Here is a 15,025-nt window from a genome sequence, read left to right as displayed (position 1 = left end):
GCACCGCGTGCACTGCCGCGCGTTTACCGCCCCCGCCGAGGCGGGTAGCGGCCGAAGAGAACGTTGCACGGAGCGGGCGGCCGGACCCGTGCACCTGCTCCGGGCTGTCCGTTGCGAATCGAGGAGGCCGAGATGACGGTCGCACGAGATGTCATGACAGTGGGCGCGGAATGCGTCCAGACCGACCAGACGGCCGGCGAAGCGGCACGCATGATGGCCACGCAGGGCGTCGGCGCGTTACCGATCTGCGGCAAGGACAGGCGGATCAAGGGCGTGGTGACCGACCGCGACATCGTCATCAAGGTGGTCGCCCAGGGGCGCGACGCGTGGAACTTCCCGGCCGGTGACCTCAACCAGGACGAGGCGGTCACGGCCGGCGCCGACGACTCGGTCGACGAGGTCGTCACGACGATGACCGAGCACGGCGTCAAGCGGCTCCCGGTGATCGACGATGACCGCCTGGTGGGCATCATCGCGCTGTCGGACCTGGCCCACACGCTGCACTCCGACCAGCTGACCGGACTCGTCACGGCGTTGTCCAGCGACGGCGCTCAGCGCAGCGGCTCGCGCAGCTGAGCGCACCGTCGCCGGTGACCCGGCGCCGCGCACGATCCGCCGCCGGCCGAAAGAAGGCAGCCATGGAAGCCATGAAGTCGACAGCGACAGCGATGATCGACAGCTTTCCCACCGATGTCACCGCCGACCGCACGTTGCTGGCCGAGTGCATCACGGCGGCCGCGGAGTGCGCCCAGGCGTGTACCGCGTGCGCGGACGCGTGCCTGGCCGAGCCCCAGGTGACGCAGCTGGCTTCCTGCATCCGGACCAACCTCGACTGCGCCGACGCCTGCGCGGCGACGTCGCGGGCGGTGTCGCGGCACACCGGGCACGACACGAGTACCGTCCGGGCTCTGGTGCGGGCCTGCGCGCAGGCCTGTCACTCGTGCGCGGAGGAGTGTGACCGGCATGCGCAGGCGTACGAGCACTGCCGCCTGAGCGCCGAGGCCTGCAGGCGCTGTCACGACGCGTGCCGGGCCCTTCTGTCGGCGCTCGGGTGACGGGCGTGGCCGACGGACGCGCCGCGTCGCGCCGTGACGGTGCACGGCGCGACGCGGCCCATCCGCTCCGGAGGCCCCGCGGCCTGACGACGGCGGCCGCGGGGCCTCGGGCACGTGCCCGGTCGTGCGTTCCCGGTCAGTTCTCGCCGGCGTTCGCCCCGGCCACCGGGTCGATCGGCTCGATCCAGACGTTGCGGTAGCGGACCGCGTTCCCGTGATCCTGTAGCCGGATCGCGCCGGTGGACGCCGTCTCCGCGGCCCCACCGCCGGTCGGGCCGTCGAGTGCGACGTCGTCGTGGACGGTGACGCCGTTCCAGTCCACGCTCACCCGCGCGTCCTGGGTCTTGGTGCCGTCGTCGTCGAAACGGGCCGCGTGGAACGTGATCTCGTAGGTCTGCCACGTCTCCGGCGCCCGGGCGGCATTGGCGTCGGCGGCCTTCTGTTCGTAGATCGCCGCCGCCTCATTGTTGGCCAGCGAGTCGTCACCGTAGGAGTCCAGGATCTGGATCTCGTAGCGGTCCTGCAGATACACGCCGCTGTTGGCGCGCGCCTGCCCGGTGACGTCCGGCGGCAGGTCGGGCAGTCGGAACTCGACGTGCAGCTTGAAGTCGCGGAAGTTCTGCTTGGTCCGGATGTCACCACCACCGGCGACCTCGATCGCGCCGTCGTCGGCCCGTGCCCACTGGACACTGCGCCCGTCCGGGTGCTGCCACTTCGACAGGGTGCCGCCGTCGAACAGGTCGATGCGCTCGTCGTCGGGTTGCACGTGGATCATGTCGAGGTTGACGTGCCCGTCGTCAGCGGGGCCGTGCTCGTAGGCGATCGTGTTGATGCCGGCGCGCAGGTTCAGTGACTCGGTGTGCGTGGCCCACGTTTCCCAGTCGCCGGTGCTGGGCAGCTCCGTCTGCTTGATCTTGCTGCCGTTGACGTACACGCTCACCGTCTTCGTCCCGCTGAACGGGTGCGGGCCGTTGGAGTAGCGCAAGCCGATGTCGTACCGGCCGCCGCGCTCGGCGTCCACGCGGAACGTGGTGGTGGCGCCCTCCGTGCCGTAGTTGTCGACGAAGCCACCGCCGGAGTAGCCGGTGTGGTTCGTGTTGATGCGCGCGCCGCCGGTGAGCTTGGCCTGCTCGGCCTCGTACGCGGTCGCCGGCTGCTGCGCGCCGGCCAGCGAGTTCAGCGTGTACCACGCCTCGGTGCTCCACAGCGGGTCACCGGAAGCGGAGTTGAACGGCCGCGGCGAGCGGACGTGCACGACGCGCCCGGGCCGGAGCCCGTCGATCTGCAGCGTCACGGTCGTGCGGTCGTCGGACAGCGTGGCGGAGCGGATCGGCAGCGCCTCCTCGTCCACCTTGGGACCGCCGTACGCCGGCGTCGGCACGTAGCGCCACTGCCGGGCGCGATAGCGCGAGGCGAGCTCGTCGGCGGTCTCCGGTGAGATCGGCTGCGTGTACTCGAGCTCGAACCCGCCGGGCACGGCGCGCATCTCGCGGATGTCGAACGCGTTCTCGCCGTTCGGCGTCAGCTTCTGCAACCCGAACCGCAGCTTGCCGGCCTGTCCCCAGTTGCCCCCGGCGCCCAGGCCGCCGGCGTAGATCGCGCCGTCCGGGCCGACGCTGATCCGGCTGATGCCGGCCTCGAGGCCCTGGGTGTGGCGGAACACCGCGCCCTGGTACTGGCCCTTGACCTTCTCGAGGTAGGCGCGCTGGAGACCGCCGTAGGTCACGTCACCGAAGACCATCTGCCCGGCGAACGGTCCCTCGGTCAGGCGCAGGGGGGTGCTCGGCGAGTTCGCGATCTCGTTCTGCGGCAGCCACAGCACCGGCTCGGTCACCGGGTTCGCGTCGAACGGGCCGGCCGGGTTCGTGTAATGCCCGAAGAACCGGTCCTGCTTGATCCGCACGAGCTTCGACGCGGGTAGCCAGCCGCCCTGGTTGTCGGTGACGAAGATGTCGTCGCCGGGTCCCCACCCGATGCCGTTGGGCGTGCGCAGCCCGCCTGCGACGTACGAGACCTCACCGGTCTTGCGGTTCACCTTGATGGTGGTGCCCCGGTTCGGTGCGGGTTGTGGGTTCGTCGTCGCGCCGCCGTAGTCGATGGCGACCGACAGGTTCGCGTAGAAGAACCCGTTGCGGTACAGCAGCCCGAACGCGAACTCGTGGAAGTTCCCGCTGTAGGGCCAGGTCGCGACGGTGTTGTACTCGTCGGCGACGTCGTCGCCGTCGACGTCGGCGAGCTCGGTGAGCTCGTGCTTCTGCGTCACGTAGATCGTGCCGTCGACGACCTTGACGCCCATCGGCTCCTTCAGGCCGTCGGCGACCTGTTCGACCGCGACCTCGTCCGGGCCGGTGTCGCCGGTGACGTTGTCGAGCAGGTAGACCGCGCCGGCGTCGTTGTGGGTGCCACCCCAGGTCGTCACCGCCAGGCGTCCGTCCGGCATCCAGTCCATCCCGGTGACCTGTGGTTCGAATCCCTCCGGCCGCAGGTCGGTCAGGTCGTAGTTCGGGTGCACGTCGTTCAGCGGCAGCCCGTCGCCGGGTGCGTCGGTGATGCCCTCGCACTCCTTGCGGCCAGGCGCGGTCACCCGCACCACGTCGGCCTCGGTACTCAGCGCCGAGTTCGGCACGATCTCGAACTCGGTGGCCCCGGGCGGCCGCCACGCCAGGCTGAGGACCTCACCGCCGCCGTTCTCGAAATGCTCGATGCGCAACGAATGGTAGCCGGCGGTCAGCTCGACGGAGCCGTCCTTCGGCTCGGCGCCGTGCAACCCGTCGTGGTCGATGACCAGCTCGTCGTCGATCACCAGCCGGGAACCGTCGTCACTGGTCAACCGGAACTCGTAGGTGCCGTCCTGCGGAGCGTCGATGTTGGCGATCACGTGCGAGACGAACCGCTCGCTGAGTCCGAAATCCTCGGCCGAGTCCCAGTCGACGGTGGGCATGAGCTTGTCGACGTTCGGTGTCTGGCCCTCCTTGATGGTGCAGATCTCGCTCAACGGCGCCTGCACGTCGAACGCGCGAAGGGTGACACCGGGCTCCTGCGGCGGAAGGTCGTCCTCGGCCGCGGCAGGTTCCTGAGCTTCGGCCGGTGCGACGGCGACACCAGCTGCCAGAAGTGGCACGAGGAGAAGGCCCGCGAGCCGGCGCGGGCGTGGGCGGAACGGACGTGGACGCATGCGACCTCCAGGCGACAGGACAGCCGCGGCGGCACGTACGGATGCGCCGCCGCGTTCGGAATGGATCCGACCTCGGCCCGGAGTCGAATACCGGCACACGACGTTGTGTGTCGGGGACGTTAACAGCGCTTCTGTCCGACCGTCTACACCTTTTGCTGGATAGTCAGCAGAACTAGCGATTAGTCCGTTTCGCCTCGAGTGGTGCGTGGATCAGGTGTCCTCGGCCGAGCGCAGTACGCCCGTCAGGTGGTCGGCGGCGGCCAGGACGGCGGGGGCGTGCACGCGCCCGGGCTGGCGGGTCAGCCGCTCGATGGGTCCGGACACCGAGACGGCGGCGACGACGCGCCCGCTGGACGAGCGGATCGGCGCCGAGACGGACGCGACGCCGGGCTCGCGTTCGCCGACGCTCTGCGCCCAGCCGCGGCGGCGGACGGCGGCGAGCATGGTTGCGGTGAACCGCGCGCCCTGCAGGCCGCGGTGCATCCGCTCCGGCTCCTCCCAGGCGAGCAGGATCTGTGCGGCGGAGCCGGCGAGCATGGTGACGGTGGCGCCGACGGGGATCGTGTCCCGCAGTCCGGACGGGCGTTCCGCGGCGGCGACGCAGATGCGCTGATCGCCCTGCCGGCGGAACAGCTGCGTGCTCTCGCCCGTCGCCTCGCGCAGCCGGGCCAGCACCGGGCCCGCCGCGGCGAGCAGGCGGTCCTCACCGGCCGCGGTGGCGAGCTCCCCGAGCCGGGGACCGAGGACGAAGCGACCGTGCAGGTCACGAGAGACCAGCCGGTGATGCTCCAGCGCGACGGCCAGACGGTGGGCGGTGGGGCGAGCCAGGCCGGTGGACGCGACCAGGTTCGCGAGTGTGGCCGGCCCTGCTTCGAGTGCAGACAAGACGAGTGCCGCCTTGTCTAGAACGCCGACTCCGCTAGAGTTGTCCATGAGTCGATACTGCCATCTCAATATGCGAGACGCAAGTACCGACTCTCCGACTTCCACGACGACGAAGAGCAGAGGAGCCGGCGATGGGCAGGACCCTGGCCGAGAAGGTGTGGGATGCACATATCGTGCGCCAAGCCGAGGGTGAGCCGGACCTCATTTATATTGATCTTCATCTTGTCCACGAGGTGACGAGTCCGCAAGCGTTCGAAGGGCTCCGGCTGGCCGGGCGGCAGGTGCGCCGTCCCGACCTGACCATCGCGACCGAGGACCACAACACGCCCACGGTCGACATCGACAAACCCATCGCGGACCTCACCAGCCGCACTCAGATCGACACGTTGCGGAAGAACTGTGAGGAGTTCGGTGTCCGGCTGCACCCGCTCGGCGACGTCGACCAGGGCATCGTGCACGTCGTCGGACCGCAGCTGGGCCTGACCCAGCCGGGGCTCACCGTGGTGTGCGGCGACTCGCACACCTCGACGCACGGCGCCTTCGGTGCGCTGGCGTTCGGCATCGGCACCTCCGAGGTCGAGCACGTGCTGGCGACGCAGTCGCTGTCGGCGCGACCGTTCAAGACGATGGCCGTCAACGTCGAGGGCACACTGAAGCCGGGGACGACGGCCAAGGACATCATCCTGGCCGTGATCGCCCAGATCGGCACCGGCGGCGGGCAGGGCTACGTGCTCGAGTACCGCGGCGAGGCCATCCGCGAGCTGTCCATGGAGGCGCGGATGACCATCTGCAACATGTCCATCGAAGCCGGTGCCCGGGCGGGCATGATCGCCCCGGACGAGACCACGTTCGACTACATCCACGGCCGCCCGCACGCCCCCGCGGGCAAGGAGTGGGACGCGGCCGTCGAGTACTGGCGCACGCTGCGCAGTGACGACGACGCCGTGTTCGACGCCGAGGTCACCATCGACGCCGAGTCCCTCGAGCCGTTCGTCACCTGGGGCACCAACCCGGGGCAGGGGCTGCCGCTGTCCGGAGCGGTGCCCGACCCGGAGGCCATCTCCGACGAGACGTCGCGGGCCGCGGCCGAGCGCGCGCTGGAGTACATGGACCTCGCGCCGGGCACGCGGCTGCGCGACATCGCCGTCGACACGGTGTTCATCGGCTCGTGCACGAACGGCCGCATCGAGGACCTGCGCGCCGCCGCCGAGGTCGTCCGCGGACGGCGCAAGGCCGACGGCGTCCGCGTGCTGGTGGTGCCCGGTTCGTTCAAGGTGCGCATGCAGGCGGAGTCGGAAGGGCTCGACGCCGTCTTCACCGAGTTCGGCGCCGAGTGGCGGCACGCGGGCTGTTCGATGTGCCTCGGCATGAATCCCGACCAGCTCGCGCCCGGCGAACGCAGCGCATCCACGTCCAACCGGAACTTCGAGGGTCGCCAGGGCAAGGGCGGGCGTACGCACCTGGTCAGTCCGCTGGTCGCGGCCGCCACGGGCGTCCGCGGCACATTGTCGTCGCCCGCCGACCTGGAACCGAGCGAACCCGTCGCGTGATCGTCAACGGTTCGCCACATCATGGTGTGGCACATCGTTGATGATCATCGCAGGCGCGGACGAAACAGAGGAGCCATGGAGAAGTTCAGCCGTCACACCGGGGTCGGCGTCCCGCTGCGGTACAGCAACGTCGACACCGACCAGATCATCCCGGCCGTGTACCTCAAGCGCGTCACCCGCACCGGGTTCGAGGACGCACTGTTCGCCGCCTGGCGCGGCGACGACTCGTTCGTGCTCAACCAGCCGGCCTTCAGCAGCGGCAGCGTGCTCGTCGCCGGGCCCGACTTCGGCACCGGCTCGTCGCGCGAGCACGCCGTCTGGGCGCTGAAGGACTACGGCTTCAAGGTCGTGCTGTCGTCGCGGTTCGCGGACATCTTCCGCGGCAACTCCGGCAAGCAGGGGCTGCTCACCGGCGAGCTCGCGCAGGACGACATCGAGCTGATCTGGAAGGTGCTGGAGAACGCGCCCGGCACCGAGGTGACCGTCGACCTCGAGCACCGGCAGGTCCGCTGCGCCGAGGTCGTCGCGCCGATGCAGGTCGACGACTACACCCGGTGGCGGCTGATGGAGGGGCTCGACGACATCGGGCTCACCATGCGTCACGTCGACATGATCAGCGACTTCGAGGCCGCCCGGCCGTCGCACAAGCCGCGCACCCTCTCCTGACCTCTCCGTCGCCGAACGCGCCGGCGGACGTGGTCGAGCCGCCCGAGCGCCGTTGGCGTCTCATGATCGTACGGGGCGCAGGCGCTGCGTACTTCGTCCGACGTCCGGTGCCTTTCCACCAGTCGTTGCTAGCGTAGCGAGCAGCGCGGGACGAGTCGCGCCGACGGAGGGAGCGACGGTGGGGAAGAAGAAGCTGATCGACCGGATCGCCGAGCGTTTCGACGGCAACCGGGAAGTGGCGCAGCACGCGCTGGACTCCGTCGTCGAGGGCATCACGAGATCGCTCGCGGCGGGCGAGAAGGTCGCTATCAAGGGCTTCGGCGTCTTCGACCGGGACGACGACACGAAGGCGAAGAAGAAGTCGAAGCGCACGGCGGTGCCGACGTTCAGCCCGAACCAGGAGCTCAAGGACGTGGTGGCCGGGGTCAAGAACGCCCGGTCCCGCGTCGCGGAGTCGTTGTCGCTGGTGCCCGCGCAGGCGGCTTCGGCGGCCGAGACCGCCAGCCGCGCGGCGTCGTCGGCTGCACGCGCGGCGGCCGAGGTCGTCCGCGGCGAGGCCGACAGCGGATCCGCCGCCGGATCCGCCGGTGAGCCTGCTGCGCCGAGTCCCACTCATGGCACCGAGACGACGCAGACGGCGAAGTCGGCTCCGGCGAAGGAGACGGCGGCGAAGTCGGCTCCGGCGAAGGAGACGGCGGCGAAGTCGGCTCCGGCGAAGAAGGCGGCGGCGAAGTCGGCTCCGGCGAAGAAGGCGGCGGCGAAGTCGGCTCCGGCGAAGAAGGCGGCGGCGAAGTCGGCTCCGGCGAAGAAGGCGGCGGCGAAGTCGGCTCCGGCGAAGAAGGCGGCGGCGAAGTCGGCTCCGGCGAAGAAGGCGGCGGCGAAGTCGGCTCCGGCGAAGAAGGCGGCGGCGAAGTCGGCTCCGGCGAAGAAGGCGGGGACGAAGTCGACTTCGGCCAAAAAGGCGGCGCCGCCGAGCGACACGTCGGGTGGCGGCTCCGGAGAACCGTCGAGCTGACTCCGCACCGGCGTGCGAGGGGCGCGTCGTCGTTGATCATGTTCGACGGCGCTCGGATTGCAGACGGTCGCGCCGGCCCGGGCGCGGGCTACGAGGCGGCGTCCAGCCGGCCCATGACGGCCGTCGTCCGTGGCCCCAGCCCCAGGCGCTCGGCGTCCCACAGGTCGATGGCGGTATCGATGTCGCGGCGCACGCTAGGGACGTCGTCGAGGTCGAGTTCGACGGCGCCGTCCGCGCGGTGGGCCGCCCTGGAGCGTCCGCCGAACCGTGGCATGAAGGTGGCCCCCGGAGCGCTGGCGTACAGCGTCGTCCCGATTCCGGAAGCGTCGGCGACGAACGACACGGCGTGCGCGGTGGCCGCGACGAGAACCCGTCGCAGCTCGTCGGGGCGCAGCGACGGAAGGTCCGCCGACAGCGTCGCCACGGCCGCGCTGCCGTGGCGCGCCCGGACGGTCTCGGCGCCGTGCCGCAGCGCCGCGTTCAGCCCCGCATCCGGGGTGTCCGCCACGACCTCGGCGCCGAGCCGCTCGGTCTCGTCGGCGGCCGCTGCGTCGTCGGTGACCACGACGACGCGCTCGACCAGCGGGCACTCGACGGCGGCGGCGACCGTGTCGGCGGCGAACGCGCGTGCGACCTCGGGACGCATGGCGCCCACGGCGTCGGCGAGGCGGGTCTTGGCGAACTCCGGCCGCTTCACCGGGATCACCACCGACCACATCTGAGTCGTCACCATCGGCGGTCAGTCTCTCGCACCGGCCGTGCCGTGAGACCGGCGGCCCGCGTGCACGACGCGCTGTGCTCCGGCCACGCAGCCCGGTTCGACCGCGGGACCGGACTCGGGTCACACTGTCCCGGCTCGAAACTCGTACCGTATTCGCACCGCAGCGTCGCGGCGACCACACCGACGAAGGAGGAGTACGTGACGGAACGACGGCGCCGAGGGCACCCTGGGGCGGGGGTCGCCTTCAGATTCATCGCGCTGGTGCTCCGTCCGATTCTGATGTCCGTCACCCGACGCAACTGGCGCGGGGGCGAGTACATTCCTCCGCCCGGCACCGGCGTCGTGGTCGCCGCCAACCACGTCTCGCACTTCGACCCGCTGACGTTCGCACACTTCCTGTGGGACAACGGCCGCGCCACCCGCTATCTGGCGAAAGACAGCGTGTTCCGGATCCCGGTGGTGGGCAGGGTCGTGTCCGCCGCCCGGCAGATCCCGGTCTACCGCGAGTCCAGGGACGCCTCACAGGCCTACCGTGCGGCGGTGTCGGCGGTGAACGACGGAGAGCTGGTGGCGATCTATCCCGAGGGAACCATCACCCGCGACCCGGACCTGTGGCCGATGGTGGGCAAGACCGGCGCTGCGCGGGTGGCACTCGAGACCGGCCGCGACGTCGTCCCCATCGCCCAGTGGGGTCCGCAGCACGTGCTGGCGCCGTACACCAAACGGCTGCGGCTGTTCCCGCGGAAGACCGTGTACGTCAATGCGGGCCCGCCGGTCGACCTGAGCGACCTGCGCGATCAGCCGATGACGACGGCGGTGATGCGGGACGCGACCGACCGGATCGTCGCGGCGATCACCGCCGAGCTCGCGCAGATCCGCGGCGAGATCCCGCCCGCGGAACGCTTCGACGCGCGCGCGGCCGGGCTTCCGCTGATCGGTGACCCGAGCGACGGGCCGGTCACGGACGACAGGCCGGTCGCGGACGACGGGCCGGTCGATGACGGCGGGCCGGCGGCGGACGGTGAGTCACACAACGAGGACGGCGGCCCGCCCACGGACGGCACGACGCCCGGCCGGGAGGTGCCGTGATGCGCGCCGCCGTCTTCGGAGCGGGGTCGTGGGGCACCGCGTTCGCGCTGGTGCTGGCCGATGCCGGCGCCGACGTCGTGATGTGGGGCCGGCGCCCTGAGCTGTGCACGGCCATCAACGAACGTCACGTCAACGTGGACTATCTGCCGGACACGGAGCTGCCGGCGGCGGTGCGCGCGACCCCCGACCCGGCGGAGGCGGCGGACGGCGCCGACGTCGTCGTGCTGGCCGTGCCGGCCCAGTCGCTGCGCGCCAACCTGCTCGAATGGGCGCCGGTGCTGCCGTCGTCGGCCGTCCTGGTCAGCCTGATGAAAGGTGTCGAGCTGGGCACCGGCAGCCGGATGAGCGAGGTCGTCGACGACGTCACCGGTGTCGGCGCCGACCGGATCGCGGTCGTCACCGGGCCGAACCTGGCACGCGAGATCGCCGAGCGCCAGCCGGCCGCGAGCGTCGTCGCCGCCGCCGACGAGTCGCTGGCCCAGCGGATCCAGAGCGCGTGCCATTCGCCCACGTTCCGTCCGTACACCAACACCGACGTCGTGGGGGCCGAGCTCGCCGGTGCGGTGAAGAACGTCATCGCGCTCGCGGTGGGGATGGCCGCGGGGCTCGGGTTCGGCGACAACGCCCGCGCCAGCGTCATCACTCGCGGCCTGGCCGAGACGGCGCGCCTCGGTGCGTCGCTGGGCGCCGACCCGTACACGTTCTCCGGCCTGGCCGGTCTGGGTGACCTGGTGGCGACGTGCTCGTCGCCGTTGTCGCGCAACCGCACGTTCGGTGAACAGCTCGGGCGCGGCCTCGGCGTGGACGAGATCACGTCGAGCTCGCGGCAGGTGGCCGAAGGCGTGAAATCGTGCGAGGCGATACTGGAGCTGGCCGGGCGGGCCGCGGTCGAGATGCCGATCGTCGAGCACGTGGTCCGGGTGGTGCGGGGCGAGCTGACGCCGACCGACATGCTCGGTTCGCTACTGTCTCGGAGTGCCAAGCCCGAACGGCACGGGCACTGAGGGGTACCGAGGAGTATGGTCACGCCGATGGACTCTTCGCCAGCCGACCGCCGTATCCGCGTCGCCCTCGTCTTCGGAGGCCGAAGTTCCGAGCACGAGATCTCCTGCATCACCGCGGGAGGCGTGCTCGCGGCGCTCGACCCGGAACGCTACGAGGTCGTGCCGGTCGGCATCACGACGACCGGCCGGTGGGTGCTGGCCAGCGGCGACGCCGAACAGCTCGCGATCACCGACGGGACGTTGCCGCACGTGCCCGACGAAGGTGGCACGGTGGTCCTGCCCGCGAAGGGTGCGCTGAGCCTGCATTCGCCCGGCGAGGTGCCGCGCGAGCTCGGCGAGGTCGACGTCGTCTTCCCGCTGCTGCACGGGCCGTTCGGCGAGGACGGCACCATCCAGGGACTGCTGGAGCTGTCCGACGTCCGCTACGTGGGTTCCGGTGTGCTGGCCTCGGCGGTCGGCATGGACAAGCACATGATGAAGGTGCTGCTGGCCGGGGCCGGCCTGCCGGTGACGCGGCACGTGCTGGTGCGCTCGTCGGCCTGGGACACTCAACGTGACCGCGTCTTCACCGAGACGGCGGAGCTGGGGTTGCCGGTGTTCGTCAAGCCGGCCCGGGCCGGATCCAGCATGGGCGTGGCCAAGGTCGAGCGGCTGGACGACCTCGAGGAGGCGGTGCTGGCGGCGCGTGAGCACGACCCGCGGGTGCTGGTCGAAGAGGCGATCGCCGGGCGCGAGGTCGAGTGCGGCGTGCTCGAGGGCGAAGGGGGCGCGGCGCCCGAGGCCAGCGTCGTCGGCGAGGTGCGCATCGACACCTCACACGACTTCTACGACTTCCGGGCGAAGTACCTGCCGGGCGACGACGTCGGCCTGGACATCCCGGCCGACCTGCCGTCCGGGACCGCCGAGCGGATCCGCGAGATGGCGGTGACGGCGTTCGACGCGCTGTCGTGCGAGAGCCTGGCGCGCGTCGACTTCTTCCTGCGCGACGACGGCTCGCTGCTGGTCAACGAGGTCAACACGATGCCGGGGTTCACGCCGACGTCGATGTTCCCGATGCTGTGGGGCAAGTCCGGGATCGACTACCCGTCGCTGGTGGATCGTCTCATCAGCACCGCCCTGCAGCGCCGCACCGGCCTGCGGTGACCGGTCACGCTGCGTCTGCGGTGCGATCGCGGGCGTAGACGACGACGTCGAGGTCTTCCTGCCGGTCGTGCTTCAGCAGCGTGAATCCGAGCCGGCGCATCACGGCGACCGAGCGCTCGTTCGCCGGCACCGTGATGGAGATCAACCGCGGCAGTTCCAGCAGGCCGAACGCACGGCGGATCCAGGCGCGGGCGGCCTCGGTGGCGTAGCCGCGCCCCCACGCGTGCCGGACGAGGCGCCACCCGATCTCGACGTCGTCCGGGTACCAGCGGTGCCGGTTCAGCCCGGTGAACCCGAGGAGGGTGTCGTCGTCGTGGCGCTGCACCGCGCTGAGCCCGAAACCGGCGGCGGCGTAGCGTTCCCGATGCCGCTCGAGCATCGCGTCCGACGCCGCGCGGTCCAGCGGGCCGGTCGTGAAGTGCTCCATGACCGCCGGGTCGGCGTTCATCGCGGCGAAGGCGTCCGCGTCGTCGGGGACGAGCGGACGCAGCAACAGCCGGTCGGTGGCCAGCAGCTCCGGTCGCCAGCGGAACCACTCGACCACGACGAGCGCGTCGTCGTCGAGCTGGTCGCCGCCGACGCGGGTCCGGGCGGCGGCGACGTCTCCCGCCGAGTGCCAGAACTCCTCGTGCGATCGCCGCCACGCGGCGACGTCCGGATATCCCTCGCCTTCGGCGTGCGCGACCGTGTCGTCGACGTCACCGAGCCGGCGGATCTCGACGTCGGTGACCTCGACCACGCCGATGGTCTCGTCGTGCCGGTCGAGCAGGCGGTACAGGCCAGGCGTCGGCAGCGGTTCGTCGTCGACGTCGTAGGAGACACGCAGGCTCGTCGTGGCGGTCTTGTCGCCGCGCACGACCGCGGCCACGAGCCGATCGCGGAGCTCGCCCGAGGCCAGATCGAAGGAGCGCACGCGCGCCAGGGTACCCGCCCGATCGCGAGGGGAGGGTCAGCGGAGTGCGCGTTCGGGGATGGTCTCGCGGATGGCCGGGGCGAGATCGACCAGGACGTCGGCCTCCGGGGCGTAGTCGTCCGGGATGGCCACTTCGACGAGGACCTCGCGATCGGCCGAGGTGAAGAAGGTGCCGCCGTCGCCGGATTCCGGCAGCCAGCCCACGTCGTCGACGTCGTGCAGCACCGCGTCCGGGCTGTAGGCCGCCGGCATCGGGACTCCGCAGCGCAGCACGATCGGCGGCTCGCCCCACGCGGCGGCGGTGGCCGACGGCGGATCGACCTCACGCCGGACGGCGTCGTCGACGGTCTCGGGGAGCGCGTCCAGCAGCGCGGCGCACACGTCCGCGGTGCCCGGTTCGGGTTCGTGCGGTTCCACTTCCACGGCGCCGAACCCGCAGCCGGCCAGGGCCAGCACGCCGAGGAAGGAGCCCGTCAGATGTGGACGACCGGGCACGTCAGCGTTCGAGTGATGCCGTCGACGGCCTGGACCCGGGCGACCACCAGCTGCCCGAGGTCGTCGACGTTGCCGGCTTCGGCGCGGACGATGACGTCGTACGGTCCGGTGACGTCCTCGGCGAGCGTGACACCATCGATGTCCGAGATCTGGCGGGCGACCTCGGCGGCCTTGCCGACCTCGGTCTGGATCAGGATGTATGCCTGTACCACCACGGGTTGCCCTCCCACGTCGTGCGTAGAGATGTGCGAACGGCCAACCTACCGGTTCAGTGACGAGGCGAGGGAGCAGGGATGTCGGACAGCGTCGCCGGGCTGGGCGAATTCGGGCTGATCGAGGCGATGACGCGGCGGTCGTCACCGGGGGAGGGCGTGCTGCTGGGCCCCGGCGACGACGCGGCGGTGACGGCCGCGCCGGACGGGCGTGTCGTGGTGACCACGGACCTGCTGCTGGAGCAGCAGCACTTCCGCCGTGACTGGTCCGCGGCCGGCGACGTGGGCCACAAGGCCGCCGCGCAGAACCTGGCCGACATCGCGGCGATGGGGGCGCGTCCGACGGCGGTCACCGTCGGGCTGGGCGTGCCACCGGATCTGCCCGCCGCCTGGGCGGTCGAGTTCATGGACGGGGTGCGCGCGGAGTGTGAGCCGGTGGGCTGCTCCGTCGTCGGGGGTGACGTCGTCCGCGCCGACACCGTGGTCGTCGCGGTGACCGCGCTCGGTGATCTGGACGGGGGCGCACCGGTGACCCGCGGCGGCGCCCGGGCCGGTGACGTCGTCGCGTTGTGCGGGCGGCTCGGCTGGGCCGAGGCGGGCTACCGGGTGCTCAGCCGCGGCTTCCGGACGCCCCGGGCCGTGGTGGAGGCGCACCGGCGTCCGCAGGTGCCGTACGACGCCGGTCCCGAGGCCGCGCGGTTACGGGCGTCGGCGATGTGTGACGTCAGTGATGGCCTGCTCGCCGATCTGGGTCACATCGCCGACGCGTCGGACGTGCTGATCGACGTCGACCCGGCCGCGGTCGAGGTTCCGGATCAGTTGCGCGAGGTCGCCGGCGCGCTCGGAGCCGACCCGCTGCACTGGGTGCTGACCGGTGGGGACGACAACGCGCTGGTGGCGACGTTCCCGCCGGAGACGCCGTTGCCGCAGCGCTGGCACGTGATCGGCGTGGTGCTGGATGCGGGCGAGCAGCCGGCGGGCGACGACGCCGGGGCAGCGGGGCGCGTGCTGGTCGGCGGCGCAGCGTACACCGAGGGCGCCGGACACGACCACTTCCGCTGAGAGCGCACCGAACCCGGCCACGAGCGAGGCGCGTTCGCTC

At 71.3% G+C, this 15,025-nt stretch carries 15 protein-coding genes and 1 pseudogene; 9 read left to right on the top strand and 7 right to left on the bottom strand.

All coding sequences use genetic code 11. The features are described 5' to 3' along the window. Positions 1–132 precede the first annotated feature (132 nt). The gene (locus CLV30_RS05230; protein ID WP_106536152.1) at positions 133–576 is read left to right on the top strand and encodes a CBS domain-containing protein; all 444 of its coding nucleotides are present in this window, start codon (positions 133–135) and stop codon (positions 574–576) included. Positions 577–647: 71 nt separating this feature from the next. Then, positions 648–1,055 (top strand): four-helix bundle copper-binding protein, encoded by a 408-nt coding sequence (locus CLV30_RS05225; RefSeq protein WP_106536384.1) that lies wholly within the window; start codon positions 648–650, stop codon positions 1,053–1,055. Positions 1,056–1,191: 136 nt separating this feature from the next. Here the strand turns inward: CLV30_RS05225 and CLV30_RS05220 are convergent, their stop codons facing one another. Together CLV30_RS05220 and CLV30_RS05215 are read right to left on the bottom strand one after the other, a co-directional pair. After that, entirely contained in the window at positions 1,192–4,230 is a 3,039-nt protein-coding gene (locus CLV30_RS05220; RefSeq protein WP_106536151.1) for a 3-keto-alpha-glucoside-1,2-lyase-like domain-containing protein, read from the bottom strand. Between the two features lie 210 nt (positions 4,231–4,440). Continuing rightward, positions 4,441–5,163, bottom strand: a complete 723-nt coding sequence (locus tag CLV30_RS05215; protein ID WP_106536150.1) for an IclR family transcriptional regulator — start codon at positions 5,161–5,163, stop codon at positions 4,441–4,443. 83 nt (positions 5,164–5,246) lie between these two features. Between CLV30_RS05215 and leuC the strand changes: the two genes are divergently transcribed. The 3 genes and pseudogenes from leuC to CLV30_RS27755 all read left to right on the top strand — a co-directional run. After that, positions 5,247–6,665, top strand: a complete 1,419-nt coding sequence (gene leuC, locus CLV30_RS05210; protein ID WP_106536149.1) for a 3-isopropylmalate dehydratase large subunit — start codon at positions 5,247–5,249, stop codon at positions 6,663–6,665. Between the two features lie 75 nt (positions 6,666–6,740). Further along, positions 6,741–7,331 (top strand): 3-isopropylmalate dehydratase small subunit, encoded by a 591-nt coding sequence (leuD, locus tag CLV30_RS05205; protein ID WP_106536148.1) that lies wholly within the window; start codon positions 6,741–6,743, stop codon positions 7,329–7,331. A 178-nt stretch (positions 7,332–7,509) separates the two neighbouring features. Next, positions 7,510–7,734 (top strand): annotated as a pseudogene (locus CLV30_RS27755) (HU family DNA-binding protein); the annotation flags it as partial. 209 nt (positions 7,735–7,943) lie between these two features. Here CLV30_RS27755 and CLV30_RS27750 read toward each other — a convergent pair. After that, positions 7,944–8,312, bottom strand: a complete 369-nt coding sequence (locus tag CLV30_RS27750) for a pentapeptide repeat-containing protein (protein WP_425323594.1) — start codon at positions 8,310–8,312, stop codon at positions 7,944–7,946. A 122-nt stretch (positions 8,313–8,434) separates the two neighbouring features. Continuing rightward, positions 8,435–9,079 carry a 2-phospho-L-lactate guanylyltransferase gene (cofC, locus tag CLV30_RS05195; RefSeq protein WP_106536146.1) on the bottom strand — a complete coding sequence of 215 codons (645 nt, stop codon included), beginning with the start codon at positions 9,077–9,079 and terminating at the stop codon, positions 8,435–8,437. 267 nt (positions 9,080–9,346) lie between these two features. On the opposite strand from cofC, the gene CLV30_RS05190 reads away from it, so the two are divergent. From CLV30_RS05190 to CLV30_RS05180, 3 genes are read left to right on the top strand one after another with little or no spacing between them, the layout of a single operon-like run. After that, positions 9,347–10,156, top strand: coding sequence for a lysophospholipid acyltransferase family protein (locus CLV30_RS05190; protein ID WP_106536383.1), 810 nt, complete (start codon positions 9,347–9,349; stop codon positions 10,154–10,156). Continuing rightward, positions 10,156–11,160: an NAD(P)H-dependent glycerol-3-phosphate dehydrogenase gene (locus tag CLV30_RS05185; RefSeq protein WP_106536145.1), complete on the top strand. Its 1,005-nt coding sequence runs from the start codon at positions 10,156–10,158 to the stop codon at positions 11,158–11,160. Before CLV30_RS05190 ends, CLV30_RS05185 begins: the two co-directional genes overlap by 1 nt. Positions 11,161–11,187: 27 nt before the next feature. After that, complete coding sequence (locus CLV30_RS05180) at positions 11,188–12,303, top strand: D-alanine--D-alanine ligase family protein (protein WP_106536382.1); 1,116 nt, start codon at positions 11,188–11,190, stop codon at positions 12,301–12,303. A gap of 4 nt (positions 12,304–12,307) precedes the next feature. On the opposite strand, the gene CLV30_RS26890 is transcribed toward CLV30_RS05180, so the two are convergent. The 3 genes from CLV30_RS26890 to CLV30_RS05165 are packed head-to-tail and all read right to left on the bottom strand — an operon-like array spanning position 12,308 to position 13,923. Then, positions 12,308–13,216 (bottom strand): GNAT family N-acetyltransferase, encoded by a 909-nt coding sequence (locus CLV30_RS26890; RefSeq protein ID WP_106536144.1) that lies wholly within the window; start codon positions 13,214–13,216, stop codon positions 12,308–12,310. Positions 13,217–13,252: 36 nt separating this feature from the next. Further along, the gene (locus tag CLV30_RS05170; protein WP_205740655.1) at positions 13,253–13,711 is read right to left on the bottom strand and encodes a DUF3515 domain-containing protein; all 459 of its coding nucleotides are present in this window, start codon (positions 13,709–13,711) and stop codon (positions 13,253–13,255) included. Next, positions 13,690–13,923 (bottom strand): Lrp/AsnC ligand binding domain-containing protein, encoded by a 234-nt coding sequence (locus CLV30_RS05165; RefSeq protein WP_106536381.1) that lies wholly within the window; start codon positions 13,921–13,923, stop codon positions 13,690–13,692. The genes CLV30_RS05170 and CLV30_RS05165 overlap by 22 nt, the downstream gene beginning before the upstream one ends. 81 nt (positions 13,924–14,004) lie before the next feature. Between CLV30_RS05165 and CLV30_RS05160 the strand changes: the two genes are divergently transcribed. Further along, positions 14,005–14,985, top strand: coding sequence for a thiamine-phosphate kinase (locus tag CLV30_RS05160; protein WP_106536142.1), 981 nt, complete (start codon positions 14,005–14,007; stop codon positions 14,983–14,985). Positions 14,986–15,025 lie beyond the last annotated feature (40 nt).

The organism is Haloactinopolyspora alba, from assembly GCF_003014555.1.
Classification (GTDB): domain Bacteria; phylum Actinomycetota; class Actinomycetes; order Jiangellales; family Jiangellaceae; genus Haloactinopolyspora; species Haloactinopolyspora alba.
The sequence above is the reverse complement of the archived record's forward strand: the minus strand, read 5'-3'. Positions and strand labels throughout refer to the sequence as shown.

Bases quoted from the DNA above. Each gene is read 5' to 3' on its own strand.
- CLV30_RS05220 (WP_106536151.1), bottom strand. From the start codon at position 4,230: ATGCGTCCACGTCCGTTCCGCCCACGCCCGCGCCGGCTCGCGGGCCTT.
- CLV30_RS05225 (WP_106536384.1), top strand. From the start codon at position 648: ATGAAGTCGACAGCGACAGCGATGATCGACAGCTTTCCCACCGATGTC.
- CLV30_RS05180 (WP_106536382.1), top strand. From the start codon at position 11,188: ATGGACTCTTCGCCAGCCGACCGCCGTATCCGCGTCGCCCTCGTCTTC.
- CLV30_RS05160 (WP_106536142.1), top strand. From the start codon at position 14,005: ATGTCGGACAGCGTCGCCGGGCTGGGCGAATTCGGGCTGATCGAGGCG.
- leuD (WP_106536148.1), top strand. From the start codon at position 6,741: ATGGAGAAGTTCAGCCGTCACACCGGGGTCGGCGTCCCGCTGCGGTAC.
- CLV30_RS05230 (WP_106536152.1), top strand. From the start codon at position 133: ATGACGGTCGCACGAGATGTCATGACAGTGGGCGCGGAATGCGTCCAG.
- CLV30_RS05185 (WP_106536145.1), top strand. From the start codon at position 10,156: ATGCGCGCCGCCGTCTTCGGAGCGGGGTCGTGGGGCACCGCGTTCGCG.
- leuC (WP_106536149.1), top strand. From the start codon at position 5,247: ATGGGCAGGACCCTGGCCGAGAAGGTGTGGGATGCACATATCGTGCGC.
- CLV30_RS05190 (WP_106536383.1), top strand. From the start codon at position 9,347: ATGTCCGTCACCCGACGCAACTGGCGCGGGGGCGAGTACATTCCTCCG.
- cofC (WP_106536146.1), bottom strand. From the start codon at position 9,079: ATGGTGACGACTCAGATGTGGTCGGTGGTGATCCCGGTGAAGCGGCCG.
- CLV30_RS05215 (WP_106536150.1), bottom strand. From the start codon at position 5,163: ATGGACAACTCTAGCGGAGTCGGCGTTCTAGACAAGGCGGCACTCGTC.